At 73.4% G+C, this 19,624-nt stretch carries 17 protein-coding genes and 1 tRNA gene; 9 read left to right on the top strand and 9 right to left on the bottom strand.

Annotated features, from left to right (window positions below; genetic code table 11):
* Positions 1–43: 43 nt before the first annotated feature.
* The 3 genes from BIU96_RS06715 to BIU96_RS20375 form a co-directional block, all read right to left on the bottom strand.
* A complete protein-coding gene (locus BIU96_RS06715) occupies positions 44–865 on the bottom strand; it encodes an arginase family protein (RefSeq protein WP_071291813.1) in 822 nt (273 codons plus the stop codon).
* Positions 866–909: 44 nt separating this feature from the next.
* Positions 910–1,635 carry a PspA/IM30 family protein gene (locus BIU96_RS06710; RefSeq protein WP_071291812.1) on the bottom strand — a complete coding sequence of 242 codons (726 nt, stop codon included), beginning with the start codon at positions 1,633–1,635 and terminating at the stop codon, positions 910–912.
* Between the two features lie 62 nt (positions 1,636–1,697).
* Positions 1,698–3,641, bottom strand: a complete 1,944-nt coding sequence (locus tag BIU96_RS20375; RefSeq protein ID WP_071291811.1) for a YgcG family protein — start codon at positions 3,639–3,641, stop codon at positions 1,698–1,700.
* 284 nt (positions 3,642–3,925) lie between these two features.
* Here BIU96_RS20375 and BIU96_RS06700 point away from each other — a divergent pair, with 284 nt between their 5' ends.
* Both BIU96_RS06700 and BIU96_RS06695 read left to right on the top strand, forming a co-directional pair.
* Positions 3,926–4,129, top strand: a complete 204-nt coding sequence (locus BIU96_RS06700; protein ID WP_071291810.1) for a hypothetical protein — start codon at positions 3,926–3,928, stop codon at positions 4,127–4,129.
* A 37-nt stretch (positions 4,130–4,166) separates the two neighbouring features.
* A complete protein-coding gene (locus tag BIU96_RS06695; protein ID WP_071291809.1) occupies positions 4,167–4,790 on the top strand; it encodes a 4'-phosphopantetheinyl transferase superfamily protein in 624 nt (207 codons plus the stop codon).
* Here the strand turns inward: BIU96_RS06695 and map are convergent.
* Positions 4,774–5,541 carry a type I methionyl aminopeptidase gene (gene map, locus BIU96_RS06690; protein WP_071291808.1) on the bottom strand — a complete coding sequence of 256 codons (768 nt, stop codon included), beginning with the start codon at positions 5,539–5,541 and terminating at the stop codon, positions 4,774–4,776. The two genes, BIU96_RS06695 and map, sit on opposite strands and share 17 nt — an antisense overlap.
* Before the next feature lie 60 nt (positions 5,542–5,601).
* Between map and BIU96_RS06685 the strand changes: the two genes are divergently transcribed.
* Positions 5,602–5,868: a helix-turn-helix domain-containing protein gene (locus BIU96_RS06685; RefSeq protein WP_071291807.1), complete on the top strand. Its 267-nt coding sequence runs from the start codon at positions 5,602–5,604 to the stop codon at positions 5,866–5,868.
* Positions 5,869–5,902: 34 nt separating this feature from the next.
* On the opposite strand, the gene BIU96_RS06680 is transcribed toward BIU96_RS06685, so the two are convergent.
* From BIU96_RS06680 to BIU96_RS06670, 3 genes are read right to left on the bottom strand one after another with little or no spacing between them, the layout of a single operon-like run.
* Positions 5,903–7,237, bottom strand: coding sequence for a M1 family metallopeptidase (locus BIU96_RS06680; RefSeq protein ID WP_071291870.1), 1,335 nt, complete (start codon positions 7,235–7,237; stop codon positions 5,903–5,905).
* Between the two features lie 8 nt (positions 7,238–7,245).
* Positions 7,246–11,160: a Pls/PosA family non-ribosomal peptide synthetase gene (locus tag BIU96_RS06675; protein WP_071291806.1), complete on the bottom strand. Its 3,915-nt coding sequence runs from the start codon at positions 11,158–11,160 to the stop codon at positions 7,246–7,248.
* A 41-nt stretch (positions 11,161–11,201) separates the two neighbouring features.
* Positions 11,202–12,260 (bottom strand): Gfo/Idh/MocA family protein, encoded by a 1,059-nt coding sequence (locus BIU96_RS06670; protein WP_254786006.1) that lies wholly within the window; start codon positions 12,258–12,260, stop codon positions 11,202–11,204.
* A 134-nt stretch (positions 12,261–12,394) separates the two neighbouring features.
* Here BIU96_RS06670 and BIU96_RS20205 point away from each other — a divergent pair, with 134 nt between their 5' ends.
* From BIU96_RS20205 to BIU96_RS06645, 5 genes are read left to right on the top strand one after another with little or no spacing between them, the layout of a single operon-like run.
* Complete coding sequence (locus tag BIU96_RS20205; RefSeq protein ID WP_071291805.1) at positions 12,395–13,219, top strand: alpha/beta hydrolase; 825 nt, start codon at positions 12,395–12,397, stop codon at positions 13,217–13,219.
* Positions 13,216–14,898 (top strand): MFS transporter, encoded by a 1,683-nt coding sequence (locus BIU96_RS06660; protein WP_254786004.1) that lies wholly within the window; start codon positions 13,216–13,218, stop codon positions 14,896–14,898. The genes BIU96_RS20205 and BIU96_RS06660 overlap by 4 nt, the downstream gene beginning before the upstream one ends.
* The gene (locus tag BIU96_RS19745; RefSeq protein WP_071291804.1) at positions 14,891–15,271 is read left to right on the top strand and encodes a VOC family protein; all 381 of its coding nucleotides are present in this window, start codon (positions 14,891–14,893) and stop codon (positions 15,269–15,271) included. The genes BIU96_RS06660 and BIU96_RS19745 overlap by 8 nt, the downstream gene beginning before the upstream one ends.
* Positions 15,268–16,737 carry an MFS transporter gene (locus BIU96_RS06650; protein ID WP_071291803.1) on the top strand — a complete coding sequence of 490 codons (1,470 nt, stop codon included), beginning with the start codon at positions 15,268–15,270 and terminating at the stop codon, positions 16,735–16,737. Before BIU96_RS19745 ends, BIU96_RS06650 begins: the two co-directional genes overlap by 4 nt.
* Positions 16,738–16,789: 52 nt before the next feature.
* A complete protein-coding gene (locus BIU96_RS06645; protein ID WP_071291802.1) occupies positions 16,790–17,029 on the top strand; it encodes a hypothetical protein in 240 nt (79 codons plus the stop codon).
* 13 nt (positions 17,030–17,042) lie between these two features.
* Here BIU96_RS06645 and BIU96_RS06640 read toward each other — a convergent pair.
* Together BIU96_RS06640 and BIU96_RS06635 are read right to left on the bottom strand one after the other, a co-directional pair.
* Positions 17,043–17,114 (bottom strand) — tRNA-Arg (locus tag BIU96_RS06640).
* A gap of 124 nt (positions 17,115–17,238) precedes the next feature.
* Complete coding sequence (locus tag BIU96_RS06635; protein ID WP_071291801.1) at positions 17,239–17,808, bottom strand: hypothetical protein; 570 nt, start codon at positions 17,806–17,808, stop codon at positions 17,239–17,241.
* Positions 17,809–17,868: 60 nt separating this feature from the next.
* Between BIU96_RS06635 and argS the strand changes: the two genes are divergently transcribed.
* Positions 17,869–19,539, top strand: coding sequence for an arginine--tRNA ligase (gene argS / locus BIU96_RS06630; protein WP_071291868.1), 1,671 nt, complete (start codon positions 17,869–17,871; stop codon positions 19,537–19,539).
* The last annotated feature ends 85 nt before the right edge of the window (positions 19,540–19,624 follow it).

Here is a 19,624-nt window from a genome sequence, read left to right as displayed (position 1 = left end):
AGCACGCCCGCCGAACGCGACGCGCGGCCGCCGGTGGTCGTCCTCAGGCCGCGCGCGACGCGCTCGTGAGGGCGCCGACCGCCCGCAGGATGACACCGAGGTCGTCGACGGCCCGGTCCGGGTCGACCGGGGCGAACCCGGTCAGCGCGGCCCCGGCCAGACGTCGCCCGCGGGTGGCGGCCTGGATGCGTTCCACGAGTCCCGCGCCGTCGAGTCCGAACGGCACCGGTTCGAGCAGCCCGTCGACCTCGGACGGGTCGAGGACGTCGAGGTCGACGTGCACGAACACGGCGCCGGCGCCGGTGGCGTCCACGGCTGCGGCGATCGCGTCGGGCGTGGCGACGTCGACGTCGAGGTGCACGATGCCCGCGCGGTCGAGGGCGTTCGCCTCCGATTCCTCCACGCCGCGGACCCCGGCGAGCACGATCGACGAGGCGGGCAGGGTCGGGAGCGCGGGGAAGAGGTCGTCGGGGCGGTCGACGAGGATCCGCAGCACGGCGGTCTCGGCGGCGACGGGTTGCGCCCGGTTCAGCGCACGGAACCCGCTCGACCCGGCGATGCGCAGGAACGCGGTGTCCGGACCGAGCCCGGCGGTGGCGCCGAGGACGCTCGCGCCGTCACCACCGACGACGAGCACGGGCTCACTCGCGACGGCGGTCTCCTCGGCGACGCGGTCCGCGACGGCGAGCACCGAGGTGTAGCGCGCGATGGCGGTCTCCAGCCGGTCACCCGCTCCGGCCGGCACGTCGATGACGGTGGTCGACGCGCGGGGGAGGTCGGCCGCGATGGCCGATGCCCCGTCTCCGAGGCGCATCGCGCGCGACGACGCCGAACCCTGCCACTGACCGACCACGAGGAACTGCATCGTGTCAGTCTGTCAGCTGGGGTCCGGCGTCGTCAGGGGGAGTGTCAGAGGCTGGACGAGCCGCCGGACTTCAGCGCCGCGAGCCGCGCCTCGACCTCGGCGTCCTTGCCGACGTCCTCGAGGCTCTCGAACTGCGCGTCGAGGCTCGACGACTGGAGCTCCTGCTGGCCGAGGACCTTCGCCTCTTCGCGGCGGACCTTCTCCTCGAAGCGGCCGAGGTCGCTCGTCGGGTCGAGCACGTCGATGTTGCCGAGCGCGTCGTTGACCTTCGACTGCGCCTCGGCCGTCTTCGAGCGGGCGACGAGGTTGTCCCGCTTCGCACGGAGCTCCTCGAGCTTCTGCTCCATGCCTGCGAGGCCGGTCTTGAGCTTCTCGACGGCCTCGTTCTGCGAGGCGAGGTTCGGCTCGGCGTCCTTGACCTCCTGCTCGGCGGCGATCTGCTTGCCGATGGCGATCTTGGCGAGGTTGTCGAACTTGTCCGCCTCGGCGCCCTTGCCCTCGGCGCGGTACTTGTCGGCGGCGGTCGAGGCGTTCGCGGCCTTCTGCCCCCACTCGACGGCGGCGCGCTTGTCCTCTTCGTGGTCCTGCTCGAGCAGGCGGACGTTGCCGATGGTCTGCGCGATCGCGGTCTTCGCGTCGGCGATGTTGTTCGTGTAGTCGCGCACGAGCTGGTCGAGCATCTTCTGCGGGTCTTCGGCGTCGTCGATGAGCTGGTTGATGTTCGCCCGGACGAGGGTCGAGATGCGACCGAAGATCGTCTGCTTTGCCATTGCTGTTCCCTTTCCTGGGGATCGGTGTGGTGCTGGTGTCGTTGCTGCTGGTGGTCGTGGTGTCAGAACCGGCCGCCGCCGGAGAAGCCGCCGCCGCCCCCGCCGCCTCCGCCTCCGCCGAAGCCGCCTCCGCCGCCGAAGCCCCCGCCGCCGCCGAAGCCGCCGCCCCCGAAGGAGCCGCCGCCGTAGCTGCCGCCGCGCCCGCCGAGGAGCCCGCCGAGGACGATGCCGGTGACGAGGCCGCCGAGCTGCGCGCCGTTGCGGTTGCCGCCGCCGCCGAAGCCGCCGCCTCCGCCGCCCCAACCGCCCATGTCGTCGTTCGCGGCGTCCATGGCGGCTGCGGCGTACTGCTCGGCGGCGCGTGCCGCCTGCAGCGCCTGGCCGGGGTCGCTCGTGGCGAGGTGGACGGCGTCGTCGAGTGCCCGTTCTGCCTCGGACAGGCGGGTGCGGGCGGTCGGTCCGACAGCGCCGCGGTGCAGCGAGATGAACTCGCGCGCTTGGCTGATGCGATTGCGTGCGTCGCGGAGGGCGTCGTCGAGGGCCCGTGCCGCGCGTCGCTGCTGTTCCTCGGCGCCGCGGGCCGTGGCGATCGCCTGGTCGATCTCGGTGTTGGCCTTGGTCAGCGCGTCGACCGCAGCGATCGGGTCCTTCGGGTCGAGCCCCTGGCGCAGGACGGTCTCGGCGCGGATGACCGCTGCGGAGAGCTCGGGGCCGCCCGCGGTGAGCGACCGTGCCGCGGCGACGTCGCCCGCGATGTCCGCCTGCATCGCCTCGGCGCGTGCGGTGGCCTCGGCGAAGCTCCGTTCGGCGGCGTCGGCGCTCGACGTGAGCTGCTGGACCTGGGCCAGGGCGTGCTGTGCGTCGCGCACGGCGACCACGGCCTCGCCCTTGTCGCCGGCGGCGATCGCCGCGGTGGCCGCCTGGGACCGCTCGGTGGCGTAGGCGAGCACCTGCTGGGCCTGGTCGACGCTGTCCGCCACGGTGGCGAGCGTCCGGCCGGTGTACGCCCGCCGGACCCGGTCGAGGGACGCGGCGGCACTGCTGACGGAGGCCGGGGCAGCGGCGACGGCCTGCGCGAGGGCGACCGCGGCCTCGTCGACGCCGTCCTCGAGGGACCGGAGCTGGTCGAACGACTCGGTCTGCTCCTCGATCGCGGCGTGCGCCTGCTCGCAGATCGCGATGATCTGGTTCGCCCAGTCGGCACGCTGCTGCGGGGTGTCCGGGATCTCGTCGTCGAGCTGCTGCTGGAACGTGAAGGCCTTCCGGACGGCCTGCTGCGCGGCGGCGACGGCGTCGGCGAAGGGCTTCGCGGCGTCGGCCCCGAACTGCGCGGTGGCGAAGCCGACCTCTTGTTCAGCGGTCCGGAGTTCGTCGTCGATGGTGACGAGCGCTCCGCCGGCGGCGCGCTCGAGCTCGGCGAGGGACGCTTCCTGCGCCTTCGTCGCTGCCGCGGTGCGGCGCTTGTTGCGCCCGCGGATGACGAGCACGACGACGATGCCGGCGACGACGACGACGAGGAGCAGGATCCACAGCCAGGTCAGGTTCGGCGGTGCCTGCGTGTCCGCCAGCCCGTTCGCGAACGCGAGGGCCCCGCCCGACCAGTCGCTCTGCTTGAGCGCGGGCAGCAGGTCGTCGTTGACGGCGTTCTGCACGTCGGACTCGGAGATGCTCGTCTCGTTGGTCTGCTGGACGTCGTAGTTGCGGTCGTCGACCGCGACGGACAGCAGGATGCTGTCGGTGTCGATCTGGTTCTTCGACATCGTGGCGGACCCCCACGCGGTGTGCTCCGCCGGATCCGAGAAGGTCGGCACGAACACGACGAACAGCTGCGTCTGGGTGTCGGCGTAGAGGTCCTTGACGGCGGACTCGATGCGGGACTGCTGCGAGGAGCTCAGGACGTCCGCCTCGTCGAGGACGTACGCACCGCCGAGGTCGACGGGAGCGGTCGCCCGGGCCGTCGCCGCCGGAGCCAGCACGATGAGCACCGCCAGGAGCGCCGCAGCCATCCGGCCGATCAGTCGCGGTGTCCCCCTGTTCGTGCTCGTCCTGCCCGTGGCCGATCCACCCTGGACCGCTCGCATCCGTCCTCCGTCCGTCGCCGGTCTGCGGGCCCGAGAACCCCCGGAACCGCGCCCCGGAGCGCTGTTGCCCGGAGTCTATCCACGCCACGCAGCCGTCGGACAGACTGTGGGCGAACCCTCGTGGAACGCTGATCCTGTGGGGGTGTTGTCCCCCGGATCGGGGTATGCTCGGGCACGCGTTCGACGACGAACGAGACAGGGGAACAGCAATGGAGCGAACAACCAGCACCGAGGTCGTCCCACTCGAGGACGGCTACCACCGCGTGTCGACGCCCGCGAGCGGCGTCATCGGCTTCGTGCGCGAGCACAACGGCCGGTACGAGGTCCTCCGCGGTCGAGTCCGCCAGGCCACCCGGTCCGAGGGGCTCTACAGCACCATGAACGTCGCACTCATCGCGCTCACGCACGCGTAGACCGCACCGCACGCACGGTCGACCGTAGGCTCACCGCGTGAGTCTCCCGCGCCTCCCGCACGTCGTCCTGGCGCTCGTCCCCACGGGCGCGAGCAGGGCCGACGACCGGGAGGCGCTGCTCACTGCCGTCGCGTCGGCCCACGGCGTCGACCGCTCGCGCCTGCGCGCGGGGCGCGTCTGCGGGCACTGCGGCGGGACCGACCACGGCCGCCCCTGGGTGGAGGTCGACGGCTGCGCCGTCGGCGTCGGCCTCGCGCGGACCACCGGCGTCGTCGCCCTCGTCGTCAGCCCCGAGCCGGTCGGCGTCGACGTGGAACGGGTCTCGCGGGTCGCTGCCGCGCCGCTCGACGTCTTCACCCAGGGCGAGCGGGACCGCGCGGGCGGTGACGTCCGGGCCCTCGCTGCCTGCTGGGCGGCGAAGGAGGCCGTCCTGAAGCGCGACGGCCGTGGGCTCCGTGTCGACCCGGCGGCCGTCGACGTGGACGTCCGCCGGGGCACCGCGGTGTTCGAGGGGGTCGAACACCCGGTGACGCTGCGCTTCCCCGACGCGGACCTCGTCGTCGCGGTCGCCGCCGGAGGCCTGCCCGTCGAGGCGGCGCCCGACGGACTCTGCGCTGTCGACGGACTCAGCGCTGTCGACGGACTCAGCGCGGGAGCGTGAGCACCTCGGCGCCGGTCTCGGTGATCGCGATCGTGTGCTCGGTGTGCGCCGTCCGCGCCCCGGTGGCGCTGCGGAGCGTCCACCCGTCCGGGTCGGTGACGAGCACGTCGGTGTCCGCCATCACCCACGGTTCCAGGGCGAGCAGCAGGCCGGGCCGCAGCGTGTAGCCGCGGCCGGGGCGCCCGGTGTTCGACACGTGGGGGTCCTGGTGCATGGTCGATCCGATGCCGTGTCCGCCGAACTCGACGTTGACGGGGTACCCGGCACCCTGCAGGACCGTGCCGATGGCGTGCGAGAGGTCGCCGATCCGGGCCCCCGGCCGGGCGGCGGCGATGCCCGCGGCGAGGGCGCGCTCCGTCGCGGAGATGAGCGCCGTGTCCGCGGGGTCGGGCGTGCCGACGACGAAGCTGATCGCCGCGTCGGCCGCGATGCCGTCGAGGGACACGGCGAGGTCGAGGGTGAGGAGGTCCCCGTCGGCGAGCACCCGGTCGTGGGGGAGACCGTGCAGGACGGCGTCGTTGACAGCCGTGCAGACGTGGTGGCCGAACGGGCCGCGTCCGAACGACGGCGCGTAGTCGACGTAGCAGGATTCGGCGCCGGCGTCCTCGATCATCGCCTTCGCCCAGCGGTCGATCTCGAGCAGGTTCGTGCCGACTCGCGTCCGTTCGCGCAGGGTCTGCAGGATCGTGCCGACGAGGGCACCGGTCGCCCGGGCGCGGTCGACCTCGGTCGGGGTGAGGATCTCGATCATGGGATGACCATACCGGTATTGTCTGCCCGGTACTGTTCGCCCGGTATTAGTGTCGGGGTCATGGTCCGACTCCCGCTCAGCCCCGACGAGCTCGCCCGTGGCCGTCGCCTCGGCGCCCTGCTCCGCCGTGCCCGCGGCCCGCGCTCGATGCTCGACACGGCGCTGGCGGCCGGCATCTCGCCCGAGACCCTCCGGAAGATCGAGACCGGCCGGATCGCGACGCCGGCGTTCTCGACGATCGCTGCGGTCGCCGGGGTCGTCGGGCTGTCCCTCGACGCCGTGTGGGCCGAGGTCAGCGAACCGGACCTGGCCGAGACCGCCGGCTAGCGCCGAGACCGCCGGCCAGCGCCGAGACCGCCGGCTAGCGCTCGAGCGTCGGGACCGCGGTCTCCTCGATCCACGGCGCCGTCAGTGCCCGCACCGCATCGACGGTCGTCCCAGCGGCCCAGGCGAACGCCTCGAGCACGTCCTCCGGTCGGACCGACCCGTACCGGTGCTGCTCGGTGATCCTCCGGAGCCCGTCGAAGAACGCGTCGTCCCCGAAGGCCAGGCGGACGGCGTGCAGGGCCAGGGCCCCGCGCTTGTAGACCCGGTCGTCGAACATGTCCGCCGCGCCCGGATCGCCGACGACGAGGTCCTGGGGCTGCTCGAGCACGCCCCGCCGGTACCGCTCGGCGAGGACGTCCGCCGTGTCCCCACCGCGGTGCTCCGACCAGAGCCACTCCGCGTAGCAGGCGAAGCCCTCGTGCAGCCAGATGTCCCGCCAGCGCGCGACGGTGACGGAGTTGCCGAACCACTGGTGCGCGAGCTCGTGCGCGATGAGCCGGTCGGTGCCGTGCTCCCCGTCGACGTGGTTCCGCCCGAAGACGGCGAGGCCGTGCGCCTCGAGCGGGATCTCGAGCTCGTCGTCGGTCACCACGACGCCGTACGCCGGGAACGGGTAGGGGCCGAACCGGTCGGCGTAGAGCGCGAGCATGTCCGGCACCCGGCCGAAGTCGGTCTTCGCGGCACCGGCGAGGTCGGCGGGGTGGTGCAGCGTGACGGGGACGTCCGAGCCGCGGAGCTTCGTCGTCCGGTACCGGCCGATCTGCACCGTCGCCAGGTAGGTGGCCATCGGCTGGGTCGTGGCGTAGGTCCACGTCGTACCGCCGCGGGCGCGCTCCTTGCCGAGCAGGTCGCCGTTCGCGACGACGTCGTACGCGGCCTCGGCGGTGACCTCGAAGCGGTAGGTGGCCTTGTCGTCCGGGCGGTCGTTGCAGGGGAACCACGAGGGTGCCCCGGTGGGCTGCGCCGCGACGATGACGCCGTCGGTCAGTTCCTCCCACCCGATCTGGCCCCAGGGGCTGCGGAGTGGGTGCGGGGTGCCGCGGTACTTCACGTGCAGGGTGAACTCGGTCCCCGCGGCGATCGGCGCGGCCGGCGTCACGGTGAGCTTGTGCGTCGCCGTCGAGCTCTTCTTCGCACGCTTGCCGTCGACGTCGACCCGCTCCACGGTCAGCCCGTGCAGGTCGAGCACGACGCGGTCGAGGTCCGCGACGGCGCGCGCGGTGACGGTGGCGGTGGCGTCGAGCCGGTTCGTCGCGACCCGGTACTCGAGCCGCAGGTCGTAGTGCAGGGCGTCCCACCGCCGGTCGCCGCTGTGCGGGGTGTACGGGTCGGTGTCGGCGGTCGTCGGCAAGGTGTTCGGCGGGGTCACGGTGCCGGTCAGTCTGCCACGGCGGGTGCCCCGGATGTCCACGGAGCGATCGGGTTCCCCGCCCAGTGGGTCCCGCCCGGCACCTGTTCGCCGCGCATCACCAGCGACGCCGGACCGACCGTCGCCCCGGTGCCGATGCCCGCCGCGGGCAGGACGACGCTGTGTGGGCCGAGCGTCGCGCCGGCGTCGAGCGTGACCGTGTCGAGCTGCATGACCCGGTCGTGGAACAGGTGGGTCTGCACGACGGTGCCCCGTGCGACGGATGCGCCGGCGCCGATCGTGACCAGGTCGGCCTCGGGCAGCCAGTACGTCTCGAGCCAGGTGCCGCGCCCGATCGTCGCGCCGAGGCTTCGGAGCCACGCGGCGAGCGCCGGCGTCCCGGTGGCCTGCTCGGCGAACCACGGCCGTGCGACGGTCTCGACGAAGGTGTCCTGCACCTCGTTGCGCCAGACGAACGACGACCAGAGCGGGTGCTCCCGCGCGGCGATCCGGCCGACGAACGCCCATTTCGCGACGGTGGAGACGAGGGCGGCCACGGCGCCGCCGGCGATGAGCACCGGCCCGGCGAGGAGGACGGTCCAGCCGATGCCGACCGCGGTCCAGACCGCGAGCAGGCTGCCGACGACGCCGAGGGCGATGGCCGCCGACACCATCGGCGCGACGAGGCGGAGCAGCTCCCAGCACCCGCGCGCGACCTTGAGCGACCGCGGCGGCCGGAAGGTGCGCTCCTCGTCGAACTGCGCGGTCGCGCGCCGGAGCCGGACTGGCGGCGAGCCGAGCCACGACGAGCCGCGCTTGGCCTTCTTCGGCACGGCGGACAGCACGGCGACCAGGGCCTCGCGCGGAACCGACCGGCCGGCGCCGGACATGCCGCTGTTGCCGAGGAACGCCCGCCGTCCGATCTTCGACCGACCGATCCGGATGCGCCCGCCGCCGAGCTCGTAGGTGGCCACCATCGTGTCGTCGGCGAGGAACGCCCCCGAGGCGATCTGCGTCAGCGAGGGGATGAGCAGCACCGTCGAGATCTCGGTGTTCCGCCCGACCCTCGCGCCGAGCAGTCGGAGCCAGACGGGGGTGACGAGCGAGGCGTACAGCGGGAACAGCAGCGTGCGCGCCGCGTCGAGCACCCGTTCGGTCGACCACGCCTGCCACCCGATCCGGGACCGCACCGGATGGCGGCCCTCGACCAGGCCGATGCCGAGCAGCCGCACCGACACCACCACGAGCAGCGCGTACACGGCGCCCGCCACGACCGTCGCGAGCGGCACCCAGAGCAGCGCGCGCAGCAGCGCCTCGCCGAGCGAGCCCGCCGGTCCGACGAGCAGCCACGCGACCGCCACCCCGGCGGCGACGCCGATCACCGGCAAGCCGGCCACGGCCACGGACCCGGCCCCGTACGCCAGCAGCCACCGACGTCGTGGGGCGGGGCGCGCCTCCCGGTCGTGTCGCGCCGACCCGATGCGTTCCGCCGGCGAACCCGCCCAGCGTTCGCCGTCGGGGACCCGGCCGGTCACGGCCGACCCGGCCTCCACCTCGGCACCCGCGCCGACGTGCGCGCCGGGCAGCAGCGTCGTCCGGCTGTGCACGACGGCGTCCGCGTCGACCCGCACGTGGCCGAGCCGGAAGACGTCGCCGTCCACCCAGTGCCCGGCGAGGTCGACCTCGGGTTCGATCGACGCGCGCTTGCCGATCGTGAGCATCCCCGTCACCGGCGGCAGCGTGTGCAGGTCGACGTCCGCGCCGATCCGGGCGCCGAGCGCCCGTGCGTAGTAGCTGATCCACGGGGCGCCCGCCGTCGACGGGCCGTCCACCGCCTCGGCGATCCGCTCGGCCAGCCACACCCGCAGGTGCACGGACCCGCCGCGGGGGTGGTCGCCCGGTCGGACGCCCGCCAGCAGGAGCCGCGCCAGCACGACGGTGAGCGCCATCTTCCCCAGGGGTGTGACGAACAGCAGCAGCGCGAGGACCAGGACGGGCCACGGCAAGACCGGCAACGTCGGCAGGGTCGTCGCGTGCAGGACGGCGGCGACGAGCGCGGTCCAGCTGAGGACCCGCAGCCCGCGGAGCACCTGGACCGGCAGCCCGAGCAGCGTCATCACGAACCCGGTCGTCGGCGGCACCGGACGCACGTCGCGGGGGACCGAGACCGTCGGCCCGGAGTCGTCGAGCGCGTCGGCCAAGGCACCGATCCGCGGGTGGTCGTAGACGTCCGCCACCGTCGTGGTCGGGAACCGCTCCCGGATCGCGGACACGAGCTGCGCCGCCGTGAGCGAACCACCGCCGTGCGCGAAGAAGTCGTCGTCGGTGCTCGTCACCGGGACGCCGAGGATCGCCGCCCACCGCTCCGCGATCCACGCCACGGTGTCCGGCAGCACCGCCCCGGCCGATCCGGCCGCCGCCCCGGGCAGAGGCCACGGCAGCGCCGCACGGTCGACCTTCCCCGACGTCCGTGTCGGCAGGGAGTCCACGACCGCCAGCAGCGGCACGAGCGCGGCGGGCAGCTCCTCGCGCAGCCGCGCGTTCGCCGTAGCCACGTCGACGGAGGCACCCGCCACGGGGGCGACGTAGCCGACGAGCACCTGGTTGCCGGCCGGGGTTCGCTGCACCACCGCGGCACCGCCCGCCACGTCGTCGAGCGCCTGCAGCGCCGCGTCGATCTCGCCGAGCTCGATCCGCCGGCCGCCGAGCTTCACCTGGTCGTCCGCCCGCCCCTGGAACACCAGCCCCTCGGGGTCGTACCGCACCAGGTCACCGCTCCGGTACGCCCGCGCCCACCCGAGTTCCGGGAACGGCGCGTACTTCTCCGCGTCCTTCGCCGGGTCGAGGTACCGGCCGAGCCCCACCCCGCCGATCACGAGCTCCCCGACACCACCCGGCTCGACCCGCTGCCCCGCGGCGTCGACCACCGCCAGGTCCCACCCGTCGAGCGGCAGACCGATCCGGATCGGCGTGCTCCCGTCGAGCAGCGCACCGCACGCCACCACCGTCGCCTCGGTCGGGCCGTACGTGTTCCACACCTCACGCCCGCGACTCGCGATCCGCGCGGCGAGCTCCGGCGGGCACGCCTCACCGCCGAAGATCACGAGCCGCACCTGCTCGAGCGCGTCGTCCGGCCACAGCGCCGCGAGCGTCGGCACCGTCGACACGACCGTGATGGTGTGCGCGATGAGCCAGGGCCCGAGGTCCACCCCGGTCCGCACCAGCGATCGCGGCGCCGGCACCAGGCACGCGCCGTGTCCCCACGCCAGCCACATCTCCTCGCACGACGCGTCGAACGCGACGCTCAACCCGGCCAGCACCCGGTCGCCGGGGCCGATCGGCGCGGCCTGCAGGAACATCCGCGCCTCGGCGTCGACGAACGCCGCCGCCGACCGGTGCGTCACCGCGACGCCCTTCGGCACCCCGGTCGAGCCGGAGGTGAAGATGATCCACGCGTCGTCCTCGAGCGTGGGGGAGTCGGCGCTCGCCGCGGGGTCGACGACCGGCGACGGCTCGGCATCCGGCGCACCGGATCGTCGCAGCACCCCGCCGGCACCGATCACGCCGACGACGGCGGCCTCACCGAACACCAGGGTCGCGCGTTCCTCGGGGTCGTCGGCGTCCACCGGCACGTAGGCCGCACCCGCGGCGAGCACCGCCAGGATCGACACGTACAGGTCGCGTCCGCCGGAGGGGATCCGCACCCCGACCCGGTCGCCGCGTCGGACCCCGCGCCGTGCAAGGTCGTCCGCCTGCTCGTGCACCCGCTCCAGCAGGGTCGCGTAGTCGAGGGCGCCGGCCGGGTCCTCGAGCGCGAGGGCGTCCGGGTGCTCGGCCGCCGTGGCGGTGAGGACGTCGAGCAGGGTCCGGGGCGCCGGTGCACGGTCGCCGCCGGCGAGTTCCGCCTGCGGGTTCCCGGTGGCGCTGGTGGTGGCGCTGGTCATCGAGTCCTCTTCCCGGCCGGGTGGTCGACCGGCCCGTGATCCTAGGGGGTCGAGGTGTCGCGTTCGGAAACAGACGTCACGGCCCCCGAACCGAGTGCCGCACGTGCCGCGTCCAGCGCCTCGGCGATGCCGATCGAGTCGTCGAGCGAGTGCAGCGGCGACTCCGTGCGGCCGTCCGCCACGTACTGCGCGAGCGCCGCGGCCTGCCACACGAGCCCCTGCCGCCCCTGCAGCCCGGTCGGTTCGGCCCAGTGGTCCTCCCCACCCGGGTGGTGCACCGCGAACGACGCCGGGAACACGAAGTGGTCGGTCCAGCGCACCGTGGCCCGGCTGCCGGCGACGACCGCCAGCCCCGGCGTCCACGCCGTCATCGACGTGGCCACCACCGCCTGCGCGCCACCGCCCGCCGTCGACACGGTGACGGACTGGAGGTCGACCCCGCGATCCGAGACCGCCCCCGTCGTGCTGCTGGTCACCGGGGCGCCGGTGGCGAACCGTGCGAACCAGTGCCCGTACACACCGGCATCGAGGAGGGCGCCCCCACCTGCGGCGGGGTCGAACATGCGGTCGGCCGGGTCCGGGTCGTGCGGCCAGCCGACGTCCACCGTCGCGAGCCGGACGTCGCCGAGGGCACCGTCCGCGAGCAGCCGGGCGACGACGGTCGTGCCCGGCAGGTACCTGGTCCACATCGCCTCCATCGCGAGCACGCCCGCGGTACGTGCGGTGTCGGCGAGGGTGCGGGTGTCCGCCGCCGAGGTCGTCATCGGCTTCTCGACGAGGACGTGCTTGCCGGCGGCGATCGCGAGCAGCGCGTGCCCGAGGTGCTGCGGGTGCGGTGAGGCGACGTAGACCACGTCGACGGCGGGGTCCGCGACGAGGGCCTCGTACGAGCCGTGCACCCCGGGGACGCCGTGGCGGGCGGCGAAGGCGGCGGCGCGCTCGGGGGAGCGGGAGCCCACGGCGACGACGCGCTGGTCGGAGTTCGCGTGCAGCGTCGCGGTGAAGTCGTTCGCGATCTCCCCGGGGCCGATCACACCCCACCCGAGCGTCGGTCCTCCCCGCAGTGGGTGGACACCGGGCTCCGGGAACGTCATCGTCATGCCGGAACGCTACCGGGCGGACCCGACCCGTATCGAGTCATCTGACCCAACCGTCCCGTGCCGCAGTCGATCACAATCGGGTTCCGTACCCCTGCCCGGTCGGGCGTCGGGAGCTCGAGGAAGGTCGTCATCGCATGCCCGCACGGCAGCCGCCACGCATCGACCGCGACGTGCGGTACTCGGACCAGCACGACGCACTGGTCCTCGACGTCCACCGCCCCGGCCCCGGAGCGCCCGCGAGCGTCGGCGCCGTCGTCCTCGTGCACGGGGGCGGCTGGTTCCGTGGGGACAAGGCCAAGGAGGACGGACTGTCCGCGCGGCTCGTGGACGCCGGGTACACGGTCTTCGTGCCGAACTACCGCCTGGCGCCGACGGACGTGTTCCCCGCGAGCAGGGACGACGTGCTCACCGCGTACGAGTGGGCGCTGCAGTCCGACGTCCCGTTCGACCGGAGCAAGGTCGCGTTCTTCGGCGGGTCCGCCGGCGGCAACCTCGCCGTCGAGGGCGGCATCGCGACCGGCCGCCCCTCCGTCAGCTGGTCGGGGATCTTCGGCCTCGCCGAGATCATCCGAGCGACCGACGGCACCGTCGACGCGGCGCCGACGACGCAGGACCTCGACGCGATGCGCAGCGCCGACATCGACCAGACCGGACGCGACGACCCGTTCCTCCGCTGGGTGATCCTGCAGGAGGTCGGCGGCGACCGGTCGGCGCTCGACGCGGCGTCCACGATCGAGCACGTCACGGCGGCGACCGGCCCCGTCTACCTCGCCAACTCGCTCGAGGAATGGGTCCCGCGGACGGACCCGATCGCCCTGCAGGCAGCGCTCGCCGCGGCCGGCGTGCCGAACACCCTGCAGCTGATCCCGGGCCTCCGGCACGCCGAGGGCTACACCGACCACGCCCTTCCCGGATCGCTCGCGTTCCTCGCGCAGACACTCGAGGTCGAGCCCCGGTGAGCGGCGCCCCGAGCACCGCCCCCGCCGCGACCGCTCCGCACCCGTCGGCCTCCGCGTGGGCACCGATGGCGAGCACGGCGTTCCGGGTGCTGTGGTTCGCGCAGCTGGGCAGCAACATCGGCGGCTGGATGCAGACGGTGGGCGCACAGTGGTTCCTCGTGGAGGCGTCCGCCAGCCCGGTCGTGATCGCCCTCGTGCAGACGGCGAGCCTCGCACCCGCGGTGCTCCTCTCCCTCGTGGCAGGGGTGCTCGCCGACTCGTACGACCGGCGCCGGCTCCTCATCGTGGGGTCCGTCGCCAGTGCCGTGCTCGCCGCAGCGCTCGCCGCGGTCTCCGCCACCGGCACGCTGACCGCGGTGCTGCTGCTCGGCTTCACGTTCCTGCTCGGCGTCTCGGCGACGCTCACCTCGCCGGCGTGGCAGGCGATCCAGCCCGAGCTCGTCCCGCGTGAGCAGATCGGCGCCTCGGCAGCACTCGGCGGCCTCACCGTCAACGGCGCCCGCGCGATCGGTCCGGCGCTGGCGGGCGTGGTGCTGTCGGCGTTCGGCGCCCCGGTCGTCTTCGGCATCAACGCGCTCTCGTTCCTCGGCGCGGTCGCGGCACTGCTGTGGTGGAAGCGGCCCCCGCAGGCCGGCCTCGAGGACCGGGAGCACTTCGGACCGGCGCTCGCCGCAGGGCTGCGCTACGTGGCGTCGGCACACCTCGTGCGACGGATCCTGCTCCGCTCGGCACTGTTCGCGTTGCCGGCGAGCGCGCTCTGGGCCCTGCTCCCGCTGACCGCGACCCGGTTGCACCTCGGGTCGAGCGGCTACGGGCTCCTGCTGACCGGGCCGGGCGTCGGTGCCGTGCTCGGCATCGTGCTGCTGCCCGCCGCGCGTCGACGGTTCTCGGACAACTGGACGATCGCGGTCAGCGCGCTGCTCTACGCCGCAGGAGCGGCGGCCGCGGCGTTCCTGCCGCTGCTCCCCACGCTGCTGCTGCTCGTCCTGGCGGGCATCGCGTGGATCGGCACGCTCACCGTGCTCAACACCGCGTTGCAGTTGACGCTGCCGCAGTGGGTGCGCTCGCGCGGTGCGGCGATGTACATCCTCGTCTTCATGGGGACGATGGCGCTGGGCTCGGTGGGATGGGGTGCACTCGCCTCGGCCATCGGCACCCCGCTCGCGCTCACGGCGTCGGCGGTCATGCTGGCGCTCGTGGCGGTCAGCGTCCTCCGGCTGCCGCTCCTGCCCGGCACCGGCGTCATCGACCGGTCCGCCCGCCTCGCGTGGGCCTCACCGACCCTCCTGTTCGAACCGGCGCCCACGGACGGGCCGGTGCTGATCACGGTGTCCTATACCGTCCGCGCGGCGTCACGGCAGGAGTTCCAGCAGGCCATGACGGCGCTCGGCGCCTCCCGTCGTCGCACCGGAGCGTTCCGGTGGCGGCTCTACCGCAGCGGCGAGGAGGAGGACGTGTGGTTCGAGACCTTCCTGCTGCCGTCCTGGAGCGAGTACCAGCGTCAGCAGACCCAGCGCTCCACCGGGCGGGACCGCGAGATCGAAGCGCGAGCCCTCGCCGCGTGCGAGGGGACGCCCCGCTGGCACCACTACTTCGCCGGTGAGACCGTCGACCCGACGGCCGCGACCGCGACCGCGACCCCGCAGCAGACCACGACGAAGGAGGACCCGCATGTCTGACGACTCCGCAGCACCGCTGGTGATCGGCCCGGTCGGCAACGTGTTCCTGTTCGTGGACGACCTCGACGCCGCGGTCGCCTGGTACTCGGCGAGGCTCCGCCGCGAACCAGTCGTCCGCGGTGGTGCGCTCGTCGCGTTCGACATCGACGGCGTCCGCCTCACGCTGCACCGGACCGACGAACTGAACACGCCGGGGCCCTCCGGCACGGTGCCGTACTGGACCGTGCCCGACGTGGACGCCGTGGTCGAGGACTGGGTCGCCGCCGGGGCCTCCGCCCACCGGGGGCCGAAGACGGTCTTCACGGGGGAGCGGCTCTGCCAGCTGCTCGATCCGTTCGGGAACCTGTTCGCCGTGCGAGCCGAGCCACGGTGACCACCCCGTCCGCACCCGCACCCGCGTCCACTCCCGTCCCCCGGGCGACCGCGACCCTGCTCGTGCTCTGCGCCGCGCAGTTCGTCCTGCAGCTCGACTTCAGCGTCGTGAACGTCGCGCTCCCGACCATCCGCTCGGGACTCGGCTTCTCGGCGTCCGGCCTCCAGTGGATCGTGACGGGCTACGCGCTGACCTTCGGCTCGCTGCTCCTGTTGGGCGGCCGGGCGGGGGACGTGTTCGGTCAGCGGCGGGTGCTGCTCGTCGGGCTCGCGCTGTTCGGCGTGGCGTCGCTCGGGTGCGGACTCGCTCCCGCACCCGGGTGGTTGGTCGCCGCACGCTTCGTGCAGGGCGCCGCGGGGGCCCTCATCGCCCCCGCCGCCCTCTCGACCCTCACGCTCCGGTTCGCGGACGGTCCGGCGCGGGTTCGCGCACTCGGGCTCTGGCAGGCCGCCACGGCTGCTGGCGGGACCGCCGGGATCGTCCTCGGCGGACTCCTCGTCCAGCTGGTCGGGTGGCGCAGCATCTTCGTGATCAACGTCCCCGTGATCGTCGCCCTGCTCGTGCTCGTCCCCCGGGTCGTGGTCGATCGGGCCAGCACCGACCGGGGATCGCTCCGCGTCGGGCCGTCCCTGCTCGTGACCGCGGCGATCGCCTCCGTGATCCTGGGGCTCAGTGCCCTCGAGACCGCCGGACCGACGAGCCCGTCCACGGTCGTTCCGGTCGCCGTCGGACTCGCCCTCGGGGCGACCTTCGTCGTGCTCCAGGCACGATCACGGAACCCGCTGGTCCCGTGGACCGTCCTGGCGTCACGGATGCGTCGCGGAGCGCTCGTGACCATGGTGATCACCGGTGCGGTGCTCGCCGGCTACGTCTACTTCGTCTCGCTGTTCCTCCAGACGGTGCTCCGCTTCGACCCGCTGGGGACCGGGCTCGCGCTGCTGCCGTCGACCGTCCTGATCGTGCTGCTGTCGTCGCTGGTCGCCCGTCGGGTCATCGCCCGGGTGGGACTCCGGCCGACCGCGCTGACGGGGGTGGCGCTGATCGTCACGGGTCAGACGGTGTTCTCGTTGCTGTCCCCCGAGGCGACGTACCTCGCCAACGTGCTGCCCGGCCTGGTCCTCACGGCGCTCGGGATCGGCGTCCTGCTGCCGGCGCTGTCCATCGCCGCGACCGCGGACATCCCAGCCGCGGTGCAGGGCGAAGGAGCGAGCCTGTTGACGACCGCGCAGCAGATCGGCGCGGCCCTCGGCGTCGCGACGCTCGCCACCATCGCAGCCACCCGGACCGCGACGGGCGCGTCGACCGCCACGGGCTACGCGACCGCGTTCCTCGTCTCGGCGTGCGCCATGGCGCTCGCGTTGGTCGTGGTCGCCATCTCGTTCCGGAGCGCCACCCCCGCCGCGACCGGCACCCCGGGCACGACCGGCACCCCGAGCGTCGCCACGCACGGCGGCGACGCCCCGTGACGGACACGGCCCGTGTCCGTCCGCACCATCACCGATCGACAGGAGCACCGACATGACCGAACCGACGCCCGCCCCGCCCGGATACGCTGCCGACGTGCGGCCCCTGTTCCGGCAGCAGGACCGCGACAGCATGCTGAAGGCGTTCGACCTGTGGGAGTTCGACGACGTCCGCCGTCACCAGGACGCGATCTACGCTCGACTGGCCGACGGCACCATGCCCTGCGACGGCGCGTGGTCTGCAGCGGACCTCGCCGTGCTCCGCACGTGGATCGACAGCGGCTCGCGTCCCTGACCTGGCTTTACGGTGCCCCCAGGAGGATTCGAACCTCCGCCCCTGCCTCCGGAGGGCAGTGCTCTATCCCCTGAGCTATGGGGGCCCTGGGTGGAATCAACCGTAGCAGGTCGACGACGGCCACCAGGACACCGTGCGTCCGCCTCGCGTGTCGTGCCTGGAGGCGCGTGACGGCACCGCCACGCGCCTCCAGGCAGCAGGTCGTCGCGTCAGCCGACCGGTGTCGCGGACGCGCCCGGCTGCACGACGCCCCGGACCGCGTCGACGACCGGCTGCGCGCCGCCGGGCTCGGTGAAGAGGGGCGAGGACGCGGTGATCCAGTACGGGTCCGCGAAGGCGTCGGCGCGGCCGACGCCGTCGGCGAGGGAGAAGTACCCCTCGACGCGGTAGGTCGGCACCGAGCCGCCCCGTTCGTACAGTGCGTCCTTCAGGTTCGTGAGCGACTTCTCAGGCAGGTCCGCGACGGCCAGCGTGATGGTCGTCGAGGCGTCGTCGGTCGCGGTCCACCGGCAGACCCGGCCGCGCTGCTCGGCGATCCGTGCGGCGGGCGAGCCCTTCGTCGGCCGGTAGTCGCGGTCGATGGTGAAGGTCGCGCCGTACACGTCGAGCGACCCCGACGGGAGCAGGTCGCCGCAGGTCTGCGTGACCCGCTTGCCGACCGGTGCCGCGGACGCGCTCGGGCTCGCGTCGCCACCGCCGGAGCACGCCACGAGGGACACCGACGCGGACACGGTGAGCAGGGCGACGCCGATCGCCCGGACACGGCTGCGGGAGGTCATCCGGACATGATGGTGCATCGGCCGGAGAGGACCGTGGGCGTCCCGGTAGACTCGACCCTCGTGACTCCTGCCGAACTCTCCGCCGCGTACCTGTCGATCCTGACCGGGATCGTCGAGCGACGAGGCGCCTCCGACACCGTGACGATCGACGAGTCCCACGTGGCCCTCGAGCGTCCGAAGAACCGGGCGCACGGCGACTGGGCGTCGAACGCGGCGATGCAGCTCGCGAAGCGCCTCGGCACGAACCCGCGCGAGCTCGCGACCGAGATCGCCGGCGAGCTCACCGAGCTCGACGGAGTGGACACGGTCGACGTCGCCGGTCCGGGGTTCATCAACATCACGCTCGAGGCCGCGGCTGCGGGGGAGATCGCCCGCACGATCGTCGAGTCGGGGTCGTCCTTCGGCGACGGCGACCTGTACGACGGTGTCCGGATCAACCTCGAGTTCGTGTCCGCGAACCCCACCGGGCCGATCCACATGGGCGGCGTGCGCTGGGCCGCGGTGGGCGACAGCCTCGCCCGGGTGTTCCAGGCGCAGGGCGCCATGGTCACCCGCGAGTACTACTTCAACGACCACGGCGCGCAGATCGACCGCTTCGCCCGCTCGCTCGTCGCCTCGGCGCTCGGGGAGCCCACGCCGGAGGACGGCTACGGCGGCGCGTACATCGCCGAGATCGCCGCGCGGGTGCTCGAGACCCTCGAGCCCGGCATCGACGTGCGCGACCTGCCCCGCGACGAGGCGCAGGAACTCTTCCGCCGCGAGGGCGTCGAGTTCATGTTCGCCGACATCAAGTCGTCGCTGCACGACTTCGGCGTCGACTTCGACGTGTACTTCCACGAGAACGAGCTGCACGAGTCGAAGGCCGTCGAACGTGCCATCGAGCGGCTCCGTTCCGCCGGTGTGATGTACGAGGCCGAGGGTGCCGAGTGGCTCCGCACCACCGACTTCGGCGACGACCGCGACCGCGTCGTTATCAAGTCCGACGGCGAGCCGGCGTACATCGCCGGCGACCTGGCGTACTACCTCGACAAGCGCGAGCGCGGGTTCGACCGGAACCTCATCATGCTCGGCGCCGACCACCACGGCTACGTCGGCCGCATGATGGCGATGTGCGCGGCCTTCGGTGACGAGCCGGGCAAGAACCTCGAGATCCTCATCGGGCAGATGGTCAACCTGCTCAAGGACGGCGAGCCGATGCGCATGTCGAAGCGCGCGGGCACGATCGTCACGATGGAGGACCTCGTCGACGCCGTGGGCGTGGACGCCGGCCGGTACTCGCTCGTCCGGTTCGCCAGCGACACGGCGATCGACATCGACCTCGACCTGCTCGTGAAGCGCACGAACGACAACCCCGTCTTCTACGTGCAGTACGCCCACGCGCGCACGCAGTCGGTCGCCCGCAACGCCGCGACCGCCGGCGTCGACCGGTCGGTCTTCGACGCGTCACTCCTGACGCACGAGACCGAGGGTGCCCTGCTCGGCGCCCTGGCCGAGTACCCGCGCGTGGTGCGGCAGGCCGCGGAACTCCGCGAGCCGCACCGCATCGCCCGCTACATCGAGCAGCTGGCGGGGCTGTACCACCGCTGGTACGACTCCTGCCGCGTGACGCCGCTCGGTGACGAGGCCGTCACGGACCTGCACCGCACGCGCCTCTGGCTGAACGACGCCACCGGGCAGGTCGTCCGCAACGGCCTGGGCCTGCTCGGGGTGACGGCGCCCGAGCGCATGTAGCGCGCGGCGGGCGCTCCGCGCCGCGCCGCCGGTCGCTCGTTCGGGATCGAACCACGTCCACGACATCGAACCAGGTAGTCCGCCT

This window comes from Curtobacterium sp. MCBA15_008, assembly GCF_001865065.1.
Lineage (GTDB): Bacteria > Actinomycetota > Actinomycetes > Actinomycetales > Microbacteriaceae > Curtobacterium.
Note: the sequence above shows the minus strand (reverse complement) of the source record. Positions and strands in the feature narration are given on the sequence as shown.

Excerpts from the sequence above, each read along its gene's own strand:
- BIU96_RS06715 (WP_071291813.1), bottom strand. The coding sequence starts at position 865 with ATGCAGTTCCTCGTGGTCGGTCAGTGGCAGGGTTCGGCGTCGTCGCGC.
- BIU96_RS06710 (WP_071291812.1), bottom strand. The coding sequence starts at position 1,635 with ATGGCAAAGCAGACGATCTTCGGTCGCATCTCGACCCTCGTCCGGGCG.
- BIU96_RS20375 (WP_071291811.1), bottom strand. The coding sequence starts at position 3,641 with ATGGCTGCGGCGCTCCTGGCGGTGCTCATCGTGCTGGCTCCGGCGGCG.
- BIU96_RS06700 (WP_071291810.1), top strand. The coding sequence starts at position 3,926 with ATGGAGCGAACAACCAGCACCGAGGTCGTCCCACTCGAGGACGGCTAC.
- map (WP_071291808.1), bottom strand. The coding sequence starts at position 5,541 with ATGATCGAGATCCTCACCCCGACCGAGGTCGACCGCGCCCGGGCGACC.
- BIU96_RS06685 (WP_071291807.1), top strand. The coding sequence starts at position 5,602 with ATGGTCCGACTCCCGCTCAGCCCCGACGAGCTCGCCCGTGGCCGTCGC.
- BIU96_RS06675 (WP_071291806.1), bottom strand. The coding sequence starts at position 11,160 with ATGACCAGCGCCACCACCAGCGCCACCGGGAACCCGCAGGCGGAACTC.
- BIU96_RS06670 (WP_254786006.1), bottom strand. The coding sequence starts at position 12,260 with ATGACGATGACGTTCCCGGAGCCCGGTGTCCACCCACTGCGGGGAGGA.
- BIU96_RS20205 (WP_071291805.1), top strand. The coding sequence starts at position 12,395 with ATGCCCGCACGGCAGCCGCCACGCATCGACCGCGACGTGCGGTACTCG.
- BIU96_RS19745 (WP_071291804.1), top strand. The coding sequence starts at position 14,891 with ATGTCTGACGACTCCGCAGCACCGCTGGTGATCGGCCCGGTCGGCAAC.
- BIU96_RS06645 (WP_071291802.1), top strand. The coding sequence starts at position 16,790 with ATGACCGAACCGACGCCCGCCCCGCCCGGATACGCTGCCGACGTGCGG.
- BIU96_RS06635 (WP_071291801.1), bottom strand. The coding sequence starts at position 17,808 with ATGACCTCCCGCAGCCGTGTCCGGGCGATCGGCGTCGCCCTGCTCACC.